The organism is Sphingopyxis sp. Soil_C_28, assembly GCF_057657055.1.
The window spans coordinates 1554121-1567645 of sequence record NZ_JBDGJE010000001.1 but is presented as its reverse complement, the minus strand read 5'-3'; the positions used below and the strand labels follow the sequence as shown (position 1 = coordinate 1567645).

Annotated in this window: 21 protein-coding genes; 14 read left to right on the top strand and 7 right to left on the bottom strand. The window is 64.0% G+C overall.

What is annotated here, in order from left to right; all coding sequences use genetic code 11:
- Window position 1 precedes the first annotated feature (1 nt).
- Window positions 2-481: a type II 3-dehydroquinate dehydratase gene (locus AC3A43_RS07500; RefSeq protein WP_487791884.1), complete on the bottom strand. Its 480-nt coding sequence runs from the start codon at window positions 479-481 to the stop codon at window positions 2-4.
- A 79-nt stretch (window positions 482-560) separates the two neighbouring features.
- Here AC3A43_RS07500 and thiS point away from each other — a divergent pair, with 79 nt between their 5' ends.
- The 3 genes from thiS to AC3A43_RS07485 all read left to right on the top strand — a co-directional run bounded on the left by thiS (window position 561) and on the right by AC3A43_RS07485 (window position 1864).
- Window positions 561-764 (top strand): sulfur carrier protein ThiS, encoded by a 204-nt coding sequence (gene thiS / locus AC3A43_RS07495; protein ID WP_487791883.1) that lies wholly within the window; start codon window positions 561-563, stop codon window positions 762-764.
- The gene (locus tag AC3A43_RS07490; RefSeq protein ID WP_487791882.1) at window positions 761-1531 is read left to right on the top strand and encodes a bifunctional sulfur carrier protein/thiazole synthase protein; all 771 of its coding nucleotides are present in this window, start codon (window positions 761-763) and stop codon (window positions 1529-1531) included. The genes thiS and AC3A43_RS07490 overlap by 4 nt, the downstream gene beginning before the upstream one ends.
- A gap of 150 nt (window positions 1532-1681) precedes the next feature.
- Window positions 1682-1864, top strand: a complete 183-nt coding sequence (locus AC3A43_RS07485) for a CsbD family protein (protein WP_487791881.1) — start codon at window positions 1682-1684, stop codon at window positions 1862-1864.
- Between the two features lie 97 nt (window positions 1865-1961).
- On the opposite strand, the gene AC3A43_RS07480 is transcribed toward AC3A43_RS07485, so the two are convergent.
- The 3 genes from AC3A43_RS07480 to AC3A43_RS07470 all read right to left on the bottom strand — a co-directional run bounded on the left by AC3A43_RS07480 (window position 1962) and on the right by AC3A43_RS07470 (window position 3957).
- On the bottom strand, window positions 1962-2711 hold the full coding sequence (locus tag AC3A43_RS07480; protein WP_487791880.1) for a hypothetical protein: 750 nt from the start codon (window positions 2709-2711) through the stop codon (window positions 1962-1964).
- 129 nt (window positions 2712-2840) lie between these two features.
- Window positions 2841-3398 (bottom strand): GNAT family N-acetyltransferase, encoded by a 558-nt coding sequence (locus AC3A43_RS07475; RefSeq protein WP_487791879.1) that lies wholly within the window; start codon window positions 3396-3398, stop codon window positions 2841-2843.
- Between the two features lie 160 nt (window positions 3399-3558).
- Complete coding sequence (locus AC3A43_RS07470; protein ID WP_487791878.1) at window positions 3559-3957, bottom strand: glycine zipper 2TM domain-containing protein; 399 nt, start codon at window positions 3955-3957, stop codon at window positions 3559-3561.
- A gap of 182 nt (window positions 3958-4139) precedes the next feature.
- On the opposite strand from AC3A43_RS07470, the gene AC3A43_RS07465 reads away from it, so the two are divergent.
- Window positions 4140-4361, top strand: a complete 222-nt coding sequence (locus AC3A43_RS07465) for a hypothetical protein (protein ID WP_487791877.1) — start codon at window positions 4140-4142, stop codon at window positions 4359-4361.
- Between the two features lie 28 nt (window positions 4362-4389).
- Window positions 4390-5307, top strand: coding sequence for an EamA family transporter RarD (gene rarD, locus AC3A43_RS07460; protein WP_487791876.1), 918 nt, complete (start codon window positions 4390-4392; stop codon window positions 5305-5307).
- Here rarD and pyrC read toward each other — a convergent pair.
- Window positions 5304-6329 carry a dihydroorotase gene (gene pyrC, locus AC3A43_RS07455; protein WP_487791875.1) on the bottom strand — a complete coding sequence of 342 codons (1026 nt, stop codon included), beginning with the start codon at window positions 6327-6329 and terminating at the stop codon, window positions 5304-5306. The genes rarD and pyrC overlap by 4 nt on opposite strands.
- Window positions 6330-6388: 59 nt before the next feature.
- Here pyrC and ygfZ point away from each other — a divergent pair, with 59 nt between their 5' ends.
- From ygfZ to AC3A43_RS07435, 4 genes are read left to right on the top strand one after another with little or no spacing between them, the layout of a single operon-like run.
- A complete protein-coding gene (gene ygfZ, locus AC3A43_RS07450) occupies window positions 6389-7117 on the top strand; it encodes a CAF17-like 4Fe-4S cluster assembly/insertion protein YgfZ (protein ID WP_487791874.1) in 729 nt (242 codons plus the stop codon).
- 31 nt (window positions 7118-7148) lie between these two features.
- Window positions 7149-7754: a hypothetical protein gene (locus AC3A43_RS07445; RefSeq protein WP_487791873.1), complete on the top strand. Its 606-nt coding sequence runs from the start codon at window positions 7149-7151 to the stop codon at window positions 7752-7754.
- Window positions 7755-7789: 35 nt separating this feature from the next.
- Window positions 7790-8356, top strand: coding sequence for a retropepsin-like aspartic protease family protein (locus AC3A43_RS07440; RefSeq protein ID WP_487791872.1), 567 nt, complete (start codon window positions 7790-7792; stop codon window positions 8354-8356).
- Window positions 8357-8403: 47 nt separating this feature from the next.
- On the top strand, window positions 8404-9075 hold the full coding sequence (locus AC3A43_RS07435; protein ID WP_487791871.1) for an MBL fold metallo-hydrolase: 672 nt from the start codon (window positions 8404-8406) through the stop codon (window positions 9073-9075).
- A 30-nt stretch (window positions 9076-9105) separates the two neighbouring features.
- On the opposite strand, the gene AC3A43_RS07430 is transcribed toward AC3A43_RS07435, so the two are convergent.
- A complete protein-coding gene (locus AC3A43_RS07430) occupies window positions 9106-9546 on the bottom strand; it encodes an MAPEG family protein (protein WP_487791870.1) in 441 nt (146 codons plus the stop codon).
- 315 nt (window positions 9547-9861) lie between these two features.
- On the opposite strand from AC3A43_RS07430, the gene rpmF reads away from it, so the two are divergent.
- From rpmF to AC3A43_RS07405, 5 genes are all read left to right on the top strand, one after another.
- Entirely contained in the window at window positions 9862-10041 is a 180-nt protein-coding gene (gene rpmF, locus AC3A43_RS07425; RefSeq protein ID WP_487791869.1) for a 50S ribosomal protein L32, read from the top strand.
- A 23-nt stretch (window positions 10042-10064) separates the two neighbouring features.
- A complete protein-coding gene (plsX, locus tag AC3A43_RS07420) occupies window positions 10065-11099 on the top strand; it encodes a phosphate acyltransferase PlsX (protein WP_487791868.1) in 1035 nt (344 codons plus the stop codon).
- Complete coding sequence (locus AC3A43_RS07415; RefSeq protein ID WP_487791867.1) at window positions 11096-12061, top strand: beta-ketoacyl-ACP synthase III; 966 nt, start codon at window positions 11096-11098, stop codon at window positions 12059-12061. The genes plsX and AC3A43_RS07415 overlap by 4 nt, the downstream gene beginning before the upstream one ends.
- A gap of 150 nt (window positions 12062-12211) precedes the next feature.
- Window positions 12212-12505: an integration host factor subunit alpha gene (locus tag AC3A43_RS07410; RefSeq protein ID WP_487791866.1), complete on the top strand. Its 294-nt coding sequence runs from the start codon at window positions 12212-12214 to the stop codon at window positions 12503-12505.
- Between the two features lie 14 nt (window positions 12506-12519).
- Window positions 12520-12918: a MerR family transcriptional regulator gene (locus AC3A43_RS07405; RefSeq protein WP_487791865.1), complete on the top strand. Its 399-nt coding sequence runs from the start codon at window positions 12520-12522 to the stop codon at window positions 12916-12918.
- A gap of 3 nt (window positions 12919-12921) precedes the next feature.
- On the opposite strand, the gene AC3A43_RS07400 is transcribed toward AC3A43_RS07405, so the two are convergent.
- Window positions 12922-13473, bottom strand: a complete 552-nt coding sequence (locus AC3A43_RS07400) for a SixA phosphatase family protein (RefSeq protein ID WP_487791864.1) — start codon at window positions 13471-13473, stop codon at window positions 12922-12924.
- Window positions 13474-13525: the final 52 nt, after the last annotated feature.

The following is a 13525-nucleotide window of genomic DNA, read 5'->3' as shown; positions in this document are numbered from 1 at the left end:
GTCAGAGACGGGCGGCGGCGTCCAGCGCCAGCGTATAGCTGTTCGCGCCATGCCCTGCAAAATGGTCGACCGCCGCCATGCCGACATAGCTGATGTGGCGGAATTCTTCGCGGGTCATCGGGTCCGACAGATGAACCTCGATCACCGGCACCTTGATCGACCGGATCGCGTCGTGGATCGCGACCGATGTATGTGTATAACCGCCGGCGTTGAGCAGTACCGCTTTCGCGCCCGCGATATAGGCTTCGTGCAGCCAGTCGATCAGAACGCCTTCATGGTTCGTCTGGCGGCATTCGACGCGCAGACCCAGCTCGGCGGCCTGCGCCTCGAGCCGCGCATGAATGTCGTTCAGCGTGTCATGGCCGTAAATCTCGGGCTCGCGCGTGCCGAGCAGGTTGAGGTTGGGGCCGGAAAAGACAAAGACGGTGGGCTTGTCGGTCCGCTCGTTGGAGCGCTCAATGGTCAGGGGCTTGTCGGTCAAGGGTCGGGCTTTCGGTTGCGAGGACGCGCGGTCCCCCTATATGGGCTGCTCGGCAAAGGCAAAGCAAGGCGGACCCGCGGTGATTTCTGTGATCCTCAACGGCGAACAAAGGCAGGTGCGCGAAGGCAGCATCGCCGACCTCGTCGCCTCGCTGGGGCTTGATGTGAAAAAGGTCGCGGTCGAGCGCAATCGCACGATCGTGCCGCGCTCGACGCTCGCCGACGTCGCGCTCGCCGAGGGCGATGCGCTGGAAATCGTACATTTTGTGGGAGGCGGTTGTTGACCGACACTTGGAGCGTTGCCGGACGGACGTTTACGTCGCGGCTGATTGTCGGGACCGGCAAATATAAGGATTTCGAACAGAATGCCGCCGCGGTCGAAGCGTCGGGGGCGGAGATCGTCACCGTCGCGGTGCGCCGCGTCAATGTGTCGGATCCGAATGCGCCGATGCTCACCGACTATATCGATCCCAGGAAGATCACCTACCTGCCCAACACCGCGGGTTGCTTCAACGCCGATGATGCGATCCGCACGCTGCGGCTGGCGCGCGAGGCGGGCGGCTGGGACCTGGTGAAGCTCGAGGTGCTCGGTGAGGCGAAGACGCTCTATCCGAATATGCGCGAGACGCTCGAGGCGACCGAAGTGCTCGCCAAGGAAGGCTTTCTGCCGATGGTCTATTGCGTCGACGATCCGATCGCGGCGAAGCAGCTCGAGGATGCGGGTGCGGTGGCGGTGATGCCGCTCGGCGCGCCGATCGGATCGGGGCTGGGTATCCAGAACCGCGTTACCATCCGCCTGATCGTCGAAGGCGCGTCGGTGCCGGTGCTCGTCGATGCGGGCGTGGGGACCGCGAGCGATGCCGCGGTTGCGATGGAACTGGGCTGCGATGGCGTGCTGATGAACACCGCGATTGCCGAGGCGAAAGACCCGATCCGCATGGCGCGGGCGATGAAGCTGGCGGTCGAAGCGGGGCGCGATGCCTATCTGTCGGGGCGGATGGGGCTCAGGCGCTATGCCGATCCGTCGAGCCCGCTGGCGGGACTGATTTGAACATCAACGCGCCGCTAGTCGCAGATGTTCCGATAAAAAAATCATTTTACGACAAGCGGTTAGTCGCAAAATGCGCAACCTTGCCCGTCGCTCCACGTTGATACAGTAAGAGGTCGCTCGGCCTCTCCCTGCAATCAAAGGAGATACATCATGGGTGAATTCACCGAAAAAGCCAAAGGCCTCGCCAACGAAGCCGCTGGCAACACCAAGCAGGCGATCGGCAAGGCGACCGACAATGAACGCCTCCGCGCCGAAGGCGAGGCGCAGGAGCGCAAGGGCGAAGCCCAGAATGTGAAGGGCAAGGTCCAAGGTGCGCTCGGCGACAAGATCTGACGACTTGTTCGTCACGCAAGCATGACAAAGGCCCCGGGGTTCCCTCTCCCCGGGGCCTTTTCATTGCGTTCGAAAAATTGGCTTATTTGCCTCGCGCTTATTTGCCCCCGGACGCGACCAGATCAACGTCGGTCATGCCGCCGTCGCGGCGCATCATCAGCACGTAGGCGAGATCGCCCTTCGTGCCGCCGAGCATGTGTTCGCTGCCGTTGACGCGGTGGTCGCTGGTATAGCCGGCGCGGATCGCCATCGTGTGATAATAATCAAGCACCGCCTGCATCGACGCCGCGGTCTGGAAATTGACGACGCGAATGTTGCACTTGCCACCGGCGATGCCCGCGGCTTCGCGCAGCGTCGCCCGTGGATAGACTTTGAACGCGGCGGGAAGACGGTCGGCCCAGCCATTGCCATAGGTGAGCTTGGCGTCGCAGCTGCCCTTTTGCTGGTCGCGCGCGAGCGCGCCGATCGTGACAGGGCGTTTCTGCGCCTCGCAGCCGTCGCATCCCGCTTCAAACGGCAGAGCTTTCGGGGCGGTGAGCAATTTGCCCGCCGCCTGCGCCGCGGCGGCTTCGGCGGCGGTCGCGGCCTTGCCGCCCGCCAAGCCCGGAACCCCGCCGTCGACGGGCTTGTTGCCCGGGCCCACGGCGTTCTTGTTCGACTGGCCAGCCAATTTGGGGTCGACCATGATCTTGTCTTCGAGCGAACCCTTGATTGCCGGATCGGCATTGGTCAGCCCGTCGTCGAGCGGCGAGAGTTCGGCTTTGGCTTCGGGATTATCCCGGCAGCCGGCAAGCGGCGCCGCCGCCATCAGCAAGCCGGTAACCAGCCATTTTCCGCGCAACATCATCGCTAACACTCCCTTATCCTTTACCGGGAATGCCCGATCCTGGTCAAAAAGGCCCAAATAAAATGCGTTAACGGGCAGGGGTTTGTTAGCCGAAAACCGTCCCGAAGCGAGACGTTTTCGCTCGTTGGTTCACGCTCCGGGCAGGAATTCCTTGCGCTTTGCCCGCCACGCATCGGCGCTCTGCGTCCACGCATCGACCGGCGCATCCTCGAAAGGGGCGGGAAGGCGGGTGGGGCCGCTGTTCGTGGCGCCGAGCCGTTTTGCCAGCGCCTGCGACCGGATATTGTCCGGGTCGATGCTGTGCATCAGTTCGGGCCATTTCAGAAATTCGACTGCGAAGTCGCACGCCGCGACGCTGCCTTCGAGCGCATAGCCCTTGCCGGCGAATTTGGCGCGCACGCCATAGCCGATCTCGGGTGCCGGCCAGCCGTCGGGTTCCCACGGGCCGAGGCGTCCGACCCATTCACCGGTCGCGCGTTCGATCACCGAAAACATCGAAAAGCCGCGGATATGCCACGCGCCGGCAAGCGTGCACCAGGCGCGCCAGGCTTGCGAGCGCGGGCAGGTGCCGCCGATGAAGCGCATCGTTTCTTCTTCGGTGCACATTTCGGCGAAGCCGTCGAAATCCTCGGTCGCGGGCGGGCGGAGGATCAGTCGCTCGGTAACGAGCAGGGGGCCGTTCAGCATAAAGTCTCTCCCGCGGCGATTGGTCGACGCTTCTGCGGCAAGAGGGCGCATTCGGCAAGCGCATACGCTTGAAGGCACCGGGGTTTAGCCCGGTGCCTTCGCCATCAGCGCGTACGGATTGGAGGGGTCCGAACCCGCACTCGAGACGGTTAGCTATCGCTTAGCGGCAGCGATATTTGTCGCGGTCGATCTCGCGGCCCAAAAGGGCGCCACCGGCGGCACCGAGCACGGTACCGAGCAGTTTGTCGCCGCCGCCTGCGATCTCATGACCCGCGAGGCCGCCGACGGCGCCGCCGATCAGAAGGCCGGTCGTGCCATTGTCCTTCTTGCAGCGATAACGGCCGTCATTGTCGCGCCACACGCGGGTGTTCGAATTGATGCGTTCGTCGCGGGCATAATAGCGGCGATCTTTGCGCTTCTTGTAGAAGTTAGACGACTGGTCGAGCTGATGGAAACCATCGGCCTTCGCCGGAGCCGCGATGCCTGCATAGGCCGGCGCGGTCAGGGCGACGCTGGCGGCGGCAAACGCGCCCATCAGGCCCTTGGTGAAATTACGCATGTTAAAGTCCTTTCCTGGTTCTGCGCCTCGTCTCGCTTGCACAAGACCGGGCGCTTCGACCGGAAAACGAGCCGGGTCGCAAACCCGTTGCATTAACCCAAGGCAACAAGACGAAATGCCCTGTTCCATCGACGAACCGAAAGGGCCTTGCCGCGTCGTCAGCGGCGTGCGACAATCCGGATATGTTGAATATCGGATCGCTCGTCATTGGCGCCATCGCCTTGGTTCTGGCCGTTTTTGCGTTCATCCCGCTGCTGGGTTGGGCAAACTGGGTGATCGTGCCCTTTGCCGTAATCGGCCTCGCGCTCGGCGCGATGTCCGACAAGACGAGCGGGCGCAATCTGAACATCGTTGTCATCGTCATCGGCGTTATCCGCCTGATGCTGGGCGGCGGCATCATCTGAATCTTCGGCCGGAAGGCAGCTTTCGATCATGAATCAGCCAGCGGCCCCCTCGGGGAGCAATCAGGGCGGCTTGCCCTTCGCGCTCGGTGCCTATCTGATCTGGGGCTTCGTTCCGCTCTTCTTCAAGCTGTTATCGAGCGTACCGCCCGCCGAGGTGCTGGCGCAGCGGATCGTCTGGTCTCTGCCGCTCTGCTTCCTGATCATGGCGTTCCGGCGCCAGATCGGCGACTATCTGACGGCGCTTCGCGATTGGCGCGTGCTGCGCTTGCTGCTGGTCAGTTCGGTGCTGATCGCGCTCAACTGGCTGGTGTATATCTATTCGATCTTCACCGACCATGTGCTCGCGGCCAGTCTCGGCTATTATCTCAACCCGCTGGTCAATGTGATGCTCGGGATGATCTTCCTCGGCGAAAGGCTGAGCCGGCTTCAGGGGCTGGCCGTGGTCATCGCGGGCATCGGCGTCGCGATCCTGCTGGCGGGCGCGCTCGACACATTGTGGATCAGTCTTACGCTGGCGTTCAGTTTCGGCACCTATGGCTTGATCCGCAAGATCGTGCCGGTCGGATCGCTGCCCGGCCTTGCGATCGAGACGACATTGCTGTTGCCTTTGGCGATTGCCGGCGCGGCATATTATATCTGGCTCGGCGACGGGCGCGGTTTCGGATCGGAAGCTGGGATCAGCTGGCTGCTCGCGGCGGGCGGGGTCGTTACAGCAGTGCCGCTTTTGCTGTTCGCGACCGCGGCGCGCCGGATGAGCTATGCGGCGCTCGGCTTCGTCCAATATCTCGCGCCGAGCATTGCTTTTCTGCTCAGCCTCTTCGTTTTTCATGAACCACTGAAGCCCGCGCAACTCGTCTGTTTCCTGCTGATCTGGGTCAGCATCGCGGTGTTCAGTTTCGACATGTGGCGCAAGATGCGCGCCGACCGGATGATGCCGGCGGCTTAAGAGGCGATGCGCCAGCCGAGCGTTTCACCGGCGTGGAACGGGACGACCTCGCCAACGCGATCGGGCACGACGACCTCGGCGCGTTCGAGCGTCACCGTGCCGGTGTTGAGCGGAAGCCCATAGAAGCGCGGTCCATGTTCGCTGGCAAAGCCTTCGAAATTGCCCAGCGCACCGTCCTGGTCAAACGCGGTCGCATAGCTTTCGAGCGCATAGGGCGCGTTGAAAATCCCGGCGCAGCCGCACGAAGCTTCTTTCGTATGCACCGCATGCGGGGCGCTGTCGGTGCCGAGGAAGAATTTCGGCGACCCCGACGTGGCGGCTTTTCGCACCGCAAGCCGGTGATGTTCGCGTTTGGCGACGGGCAGGCAATAGGCGTGCGGCCGGATGCCGCCGACGAGCATCGCATTGCGATTGATGTGCAGGTGCTGCGGCGTGATCGTCGCGGCGACATTGACGGGCGCGTCGGCAACGAACTGCGCGGCCTCGGCCGTCGTAATATGTTCGAACACGATCTTGAGCGCGGGGAGGGCGCGGACCAGCGGTTCGAGCGTGCGTTCGATAAACACCGCCTCGCGGTCGAAGATGTCGACGTCATGGTCGGTAACCTCGCCGTGGATCAGCAGCGGCATGCCGATGCCTGCCATGCGTTCGAGCACCGGCATGATCTTAGCGATGTCGGTGACGCCGTGCGCGCTGCCCGTGGTCGCGTTTGCGGGATAGAGTTTGGCCGCGGTGAACACGCCTTCTGCATGGCCGCGCGCCATTTCGTCGGCGCTGCTATGGTCGGTGAGGTAGGCGACGATCAGCGGGGTGAACTCGAGGTCGGCCGGGACCGCGGCGTTGATCCGGTCGCGATAGGCGCGGCCCTCTTCGGCGGTCGTCACCGGCGGCGACAGGTTCGGCATCACGATCGCCCGGGCAAACTGGCGCGCGGTATAGGGCGCGACATGGTCCAGCATCGCGCCATCGCGCAGGTGGACGTGCCAGTCGTCGGGGCGGCGGATCGTCAGGCGGTCGGTCATGCGGGTCTCGCGAAGAAAAGGGTGCTTGGTTTTGGCTGTTCTGCCCCTAAATTATCGTCATGGCCAATACCACCCTCATCGACCGCGCCCTCATCCGTCTGTCTGGGGAGGATGTCCGCGGCTTCCTGCAAGGGCTGGTGACCAGCGACACGTCGGGCAATCTGCCGGTATGGGCGGCGCTGCTGACCGCGCAGGGCAAGGCGCTGTTCGATTTCCTGATCTGGGGCGACGAAGACGACGTCCTGATCGATTGCGAACGCGATGCCGCCGAGGCGCTCGCGAAGCGCTTGACGCTCTATCGTCTTCGCCGCGCCATCACGATTGCGGTCGAACCCGGTCTGGCGGTCCATTGGGCACCCGAAGGCGACCTCGGCGTTGTCGATCCCCGGCTTTCCGAACTTGGCCAGCGCTGGCTTGCGCCCCCGGGCGAAGGCGAGGGCGCCGACGCGGCATGGCGCGCGCATCGCCTGGCGCTCGGCGTCACCGAAGGGCGCGGCGAGCTTGGCGACGGCACGACGCTGTGGCTCGAATGCAATGCCGCCGAACTGAACGGGGTCAGCTTTACCAAGGGCTGTTACGTCGGGCAGGAAAATACCGCACGGATGAACTGGCGGCAAAAGGTCAACCGGCGGCTCGTCGTCGTGCCGATCGGCGCGGCCGACGAGAAGCGACAGGTCGTCGCCTATCCCGAACTTGGCTGGTCGGTCGAGCATCGTCGGGTCGAGGGCATCGATCCGTCGGCTGCGCCGCTGTGGATGCGCGGTGCACTGGTGCCGGCGGGCGCCTGACAGGCGCGGCAATTTCTGCTATGACCCGGGCATGCGCGCTTTCCTGATTGCATCGGCGCTGGTCGCCGTTTTCGCCGCCATGCCGGTCATGGCAACCGAATCGAGCGACGACGGAGCCCCCGTTTCGTTGTTGCCGGTCGCCCCGGATGCTGCCCCGTCGCCCTCCAGACTTGCTCCATTCGCCGCTGATTCGGCATGGACGCCGCGCTTCGAAGCCGCGGCAAGCCAATTGGCAGCGGCGCTTCGGTCGCGCGACGAGGCGCAGTGGGGGCCGCTGCTCGGCGGACAATGGCTGGCGGCAGCCGACCGCGATCTCGTCCATAGCCTGCTTCGCGACCCGGCGAGCCCGTTCCTTCACGCCCTGTTTTCCAGTGACGCGACGCAGCATGCGATATTCGGATGGACGGCGCCGCCATCGTTGAACGCCGACGAGCGCGCGGCGATCGAGACAGGGCAGGAGGCCGAGGCGCTGGTTTGCTGGTCCGCCGGTGGCAAGGGCGAGGGGCCGTGGCCGGCCACGGCCGTCGATGCCGACAACAGGCCGGGGACACCCTATGCCTGCGCGCGGATCGCCTACAGCATTCGCGGCGACACGCCGACCTGGCGGGCGTTCATCGAACGGCGCGAACCCGTTTAACCAATCTCCAACCCTTTTCCGGGAAAAGCCGTCTCATGTTGGGGCGTGTTATTGGATTGGCCGTCGGTATCGCGGCGGTGGCGGTCGGCTTGGCGGGGGTCGCCAGCCGGTCTTCGTCCCATGTCGCCGTGGAAACGCCAGCTGCCGTTTCGGGCAATCACGACAATTGGACGACGCACAAGCTTCGTAAGGACAAGTCTTTGGCCGCGGCGGCGGCCAGCGGCGATTCGCGCTCGTCGCGCGAGGTTCTGCTCGAGCGTTCGGGCGATTCGCATTTCTACGCCGATACCGAGATCGACGGGCGAAATATTCGCATGCTGGTGGACAGCGGTGCGTCGATCGTGGCGCTGACGCGCAGCGATGCCGAGGCGATCGGGATTAACGTCGACGACCTTCCCGTCGGTGGCTCCGCCAGCACCGCAGGCGGCGTCGTGCCGATGCGAATGGTCATGCTCGACAGTGTCGAGGTCGACGGGGTCGAGGTGCGCGACGTGCAGGCGGCGGTGATCGACTCCGATATGGGCATATCGCTGCTCGGGCAAAGCTTCCTTTCGAGATTGGCCGCGGTGAACGTCGAAGGCGACACGATGACGCTGCGCTAAGCGGCGCGGGCTTGCCAAATTGCGTCATCTTGCCCACATCGCGGGGCATGAACGCTCCCAATCCTCCGCTCCGCGCCGCGATCGTACCCGTCACCGCCTTCCAGCAGAATTGTACGCTTTTGTGGTGCACCGAAACCAACAAGGCGGCCTTTGTCGATCCCGGCGGCGACCTCGACAAGCTGAAGGACGCAGCCCGGCAGACCGGGGTCGAGGTCGAAAAGATCCTCGTCACCCACGGCCATATGGATCATTGCGGCCAGGCTGGCATGCTCGCGAAAGAGCTGGGCGTGCCGATCGAGGGACCGCATGAGGACGACCGCTTCTGGATCGAGGCCTTTGCCGAAGACGGCGCACGGTTCGGCATGGTCGGCGAGGTGTTCGAGCCCGATCGCTGGCTGGTCGATGGCGACACGGTGACCGTCGGTAACCTCACGATCGATGTCATCCATTGCCCCGGCCACACCCCCGGCCACGTCGTTTTCCATCACGGACCGTCGAAGCTGGCGATTGTCGGCGACGTGATCTTTCAAGGATCGATCGGCCGTACCGACTTCCCGCGCGGCAATCACCAGCAATTGCTCGATTCGATCACGCAGAAGCTTTGGCCGCTGGGCGGCGACACGACATTCCTGCCCGGGCACGGCGCGCACAGCAATTTTGCGCACGAACGGCGCACCAATCCCTTCGTCAGCGACATGGCGCTGGGGGCGGCGGGCTGAACCCCTCCCGCAAGCGGGAGGGGAGAAGGATTATCGCGGCGCCGCGACCGTGGTTTCCTCGATCGCCGTCGTCGTGATGCCCGTCGGCGTCAGATAGACGATCGCGAGCGCGCCCAGCGCGAGGCCGAGCTGGGTGAGCATGGTGATAATGGTGCCGACCATCCGGCCCCACATCAGCCCGTCCATACCCAGCGCGTGCAGGATGCGGCCGACGAGATAGAGCGCGCCGACACCCCACAGCCAAAGCGACGACCCGAGGCCGAGTTCGACCAGCGCGAGCAGTATCAGCACGAAAGCGGTGTTCTCGACGAAATTGCTGTGCGCGCGCATGCGCCGCGTCAGCAGGTCGTTGCCGCCGTCGCCGATGAACACCTTTTCTTTCGTGCGCACCCGGCCAACGCGGACCGAGAGCCACAGGTTGAGCAGCGCCGCGCCGGCGGCGATCGTCAGGCTGATCGGCAAGATTATCATTTGGCTTCCCCCATTGTTTGCCGCCACATTGCCGTGATCGGACTGTATCGCTGTGGCATCCCCGGACCGGAGCGGCAAGCCCGCGCAATTGTGGATGCAATGGGCTTGCCTTTGCGGGCAAAAACGCTATAGCCCCGCCCGATCCGGCACCCGACACCATCTGGCGTTGAGGCACCCTCCGGCGGAAGATTTTTCCCGGCTTATATAGCCAGGAACAGGCTTCGGCGTGGCGGGCGGGCCAGTCATTTCCGGCAACGGGGTGACAAATCCGGGTAGCCGATTCGTGACACACACTTTAAGAATGCAGGAAATATCATGGCCGTTCCCAAGCGAAAAACCTCGCCCTCGAAGCGCGGCATGCGTCGCAGCCACGACAGCCTGAAGGTCGAAGCCTTTCAGGAATGCCCGAACTGTGGCGAGCTGAAGCGCCCGCACAATCTTTGCAACTCTTGCGGCCATTATAATGGCCGCGAAGTGGTGTCGGTCGGCGCGTAAGAATTTAGCCGGAGGGCGCTAAAATGGCACTGACACCGCGAATCGCAATCGATGCGATGGGCGGTGACGTCGGCGTGCAGATGATGCTCGCCGGCGCCGCCATGGCGCGCCACAAGCACGACGGCCTCCGCTTCATCCTCGTCGGTGATGAGGTGCAGATCAAGGCGGCGCTTGAAAACCACCCCAATCTGCGCGCGGCATCGGATATCATCCACACCGACGGCGTGGTGTCGGGTTCGGACAAGCCGAGCCAGGCGCTGCGCAAAGCGAAAAGCACCTCGATGGGGCTGGCGATCGACGCGGTGAAGCGCGGCGATGCCGGCGGCGCCGTGTCGGCGGGCAACACTGGCGCGCTGATGGCGATGTCCAAACTGGCGCTGCGCACGATGCCGGGGATCGACCGGCCGGCGCTCGCGGCGCTGCTGCCGACGCTGGGCGATAACGATGTCGTCATGCTCGACCTTGGCGCCAACACCGATTGCGATGCCAACAATCTGATCCAGTTCGCCGTGATGGGCGCCGCCTACGCACGCACCGCGATGGGGCTTCAGCGGCCGCGCGTCGCGCTGCTCAATATCGGCACCGAGGAACTCAAGGGCACCGACGAGATTCGCGATGCCGCGGCGCGGCTGCGCGAGGCGCATGGCCTGCCGATGGAATTCACCGGATTCATCGAAGGCGACAAATTGTCGCGCGGCGAAGTCGATGTCATCGTCCATGACGGTTTTTCGGGCAATATCGCGTTGAAGACGATCGAGGGCACTGCGCGCTTCGTCACCGACCTGCTCCGCCGCGCCTTCACCAGTTCGACGCGCTCGAAGATCGGTTTCCTGATCTCACGCCCCGCGACCGAGCTGCTCAAACATCATCTCGATCCCAACAATCACAATGGCGCGGTGTTCCTCGGTTTGAACGGCGTCGTGCTCAAAAGCCACGGCAGCGCCGATGCAAAGGGGGTCGCGAACTGCGTCCACCTTTGCGCCGAGCTGATCGAGAAGGATATCACGCGCCAGGTGACCGAGGATCTCGCGAATTTCCGTAGCGGCGACGCGGCATGACGCTGCGCGCGATCCTGGCTGGCACCGGCTCGGCCCTGCCGCGCACCCGGGTGTCGAACGCCGACCTGGCAGAGCGTGTCGACACCAGCGACGAATGGATCGTCGAGCGTACCGGCATCCGCTTTCGCCATATCGCCGAACCGGACGAGACGACGGCAACGCTGGGCGCTGCGGCTGCGCAGCAAGCGCTGGCAGCAGCCGGGCTCGAGCCATCCGACATCGGCCTGATCATCCTCGCCACCGCGACCCCGGATAATACGTTTCCGGCCAGCGCGACGAAGGTGCAGGCGCTTCTTGGTACGCCCGACTGCATCGCCTTCGACGTCGCGGCGGTCTGTTCGGGCTTCCTCTATGCGGTGTCGGTTGCCGACTCGATGCTGCGCACCGGCGCAGCAAAGCATGCGCTGGTGATCGGCAGCGAAACCTTCAGCCGTATCCTCGACTGGGAAGACCGCACGACCTGCGTCCTGTTTGGCGACGGCGCGGGCGCGATCGTCCTGTCGGCCGAGGATGTCGATGACGACCGCGGCATATTGGCGACCCGCCTTCATGCCGAGGGAAAATACGCAGGCATGCTCTATGTCGACGGCGGGCCGTCGACGACCGGAACGGTCGGTCATGTCCGCATGCAGGGACGCGAAGTATTCCGCCATGCCGTCACCAACCTTGCGTCGGTGCTGGGCGAGGTGATGGCCGATGTCGGCCTGTCACCCGATGCGATCGACTGGGTCGTGCCGCATCAGGCGAACAAGCGGATCATCGACGCAACCGCCAAAAAGCTGGGTTTGCCGGCCGAACGCGTTGTGCTGACGGTCGATCAGCATGCCAATACGTCTGCCGCTTCGGTACCACTCGCGCTCGATCTCGCGGTGCGCGACGGGCGCATCAAGCGCGGCGATCTGGTGGTCCTCGAGGCGATGGGCGGCGGCTTCACATGGGGCGCCGCAGTCCTGCGCGTCTGACGTTTCGCTCCGGCGCGTGAACTTCTCGCTCCATCCGTTTCAGTTTGGCGGATTAATTCCTATTTGTTACACATGCTGAAGGGACTCGTGACGGTGGGGGCTGTCCGGGAACCAATCTTGCATTTCGCTTCAGAGGGGGAAGGGATCAACATGACCGCAGGGACTCTTACACGAGCCGACATTGCGACGCGGATCAACCAGCAGATCGGGCTGTCGCGCAATGAATCGGCCTCGATCGTCGAATCGATTCTCGATCATATGTCCGACGCGCTTGCCGGCGGGCAGAATGTGAAAATTTCGGGCTTTGGCACCTTCGTGCTGCGCGACAAGGCGCAGCGGGTCGGTCGCAACCCAAAGACCGGCATCGAAGTGCCGATCCTGCCGCGGCGCGTGATGACCTTTCGCGCCAGCCAGACGATGCGAGCGCGCGTTGCCGGCAAATAGACCGGATATGACCCATGTCGGATTTTGACATGTCCGACGATGGCGGCAAGGCATCGGGCGCCATGCTCGCCATCGGCGAACTTGCGGTCCGCATCGGCGTGCCGACGCATGTCCTGCGCTATTGGGAGACGCGTTTTCCCCAATTGACGCCGCTCCAGCGTTCGGGTCGCCGCCGCTATTACCGGACCGAAGACGTCGCGCTGGCTGAGCGGATCCATCATCTGCTGCACGTGCAGGGTTTTACCGTCGAGGGTGCGCGCAAGGCGCTGTCCGAACCGGGGGCGGCGCCCACGGCGCGTACGCCATTGACGCGCGAGGTGCTCGATAGTGCGGGGCCGGTGCGAACCGCGGCTGGCGTTCCGGTCGAAGCACTGGTCGCCCTCCGCCAGAGGCTTGTCGCCGCGCTCGACTAAATTTTAGTCGTTATCCATCGCTGGCGCGAGGCTCGGGTCGAGATCGCGCGGACGAATGAAGCCGGCGAACCGCGCCATGTTCACGTCGAGGGCGTGCCAGTCGTCGATATCGAGTTCGAGCCGCGCCAGCGCCGAGGTCGGCAGCTTTTCCTCGACCTTCGCGCGTAATTCATCGTCCGCCGATTCGGGCACGAGCATCAGGATCAGATCTTCCAGCCCGGGATTGTGACCCGAGATCAGCAGATGGTCGGCGTCGCGACCCGTGTCGCGGATGACGTCGATCAGCGTCGCGGCGGAAGCGAGATAGATGCGCCGGTCCCAGTGCGGCTCGATGGTGCCCAAGTCGGCGGCGGGCTGAAAGATATCGAGGGTTTCGGTTACGCGCACCGCAGGCGAGGCGATGATGCGATCGACCGGCAGCTTTTGCCTTTTCAGCCATTGCCCGATCAGATCGGCGCCGCGCGCGCCGCGTTTGTTGATCGGGCGGTCGAAATCGCGCTCGACCTGTACGTCCCAACCCGATTTGGCATGGCGCAATATGGTCAAAGTCTTCAAAATTTCTCCCCGCGCCGCTGCGCTATCCCCGAAAATTCGCTGCCTTGTGCCG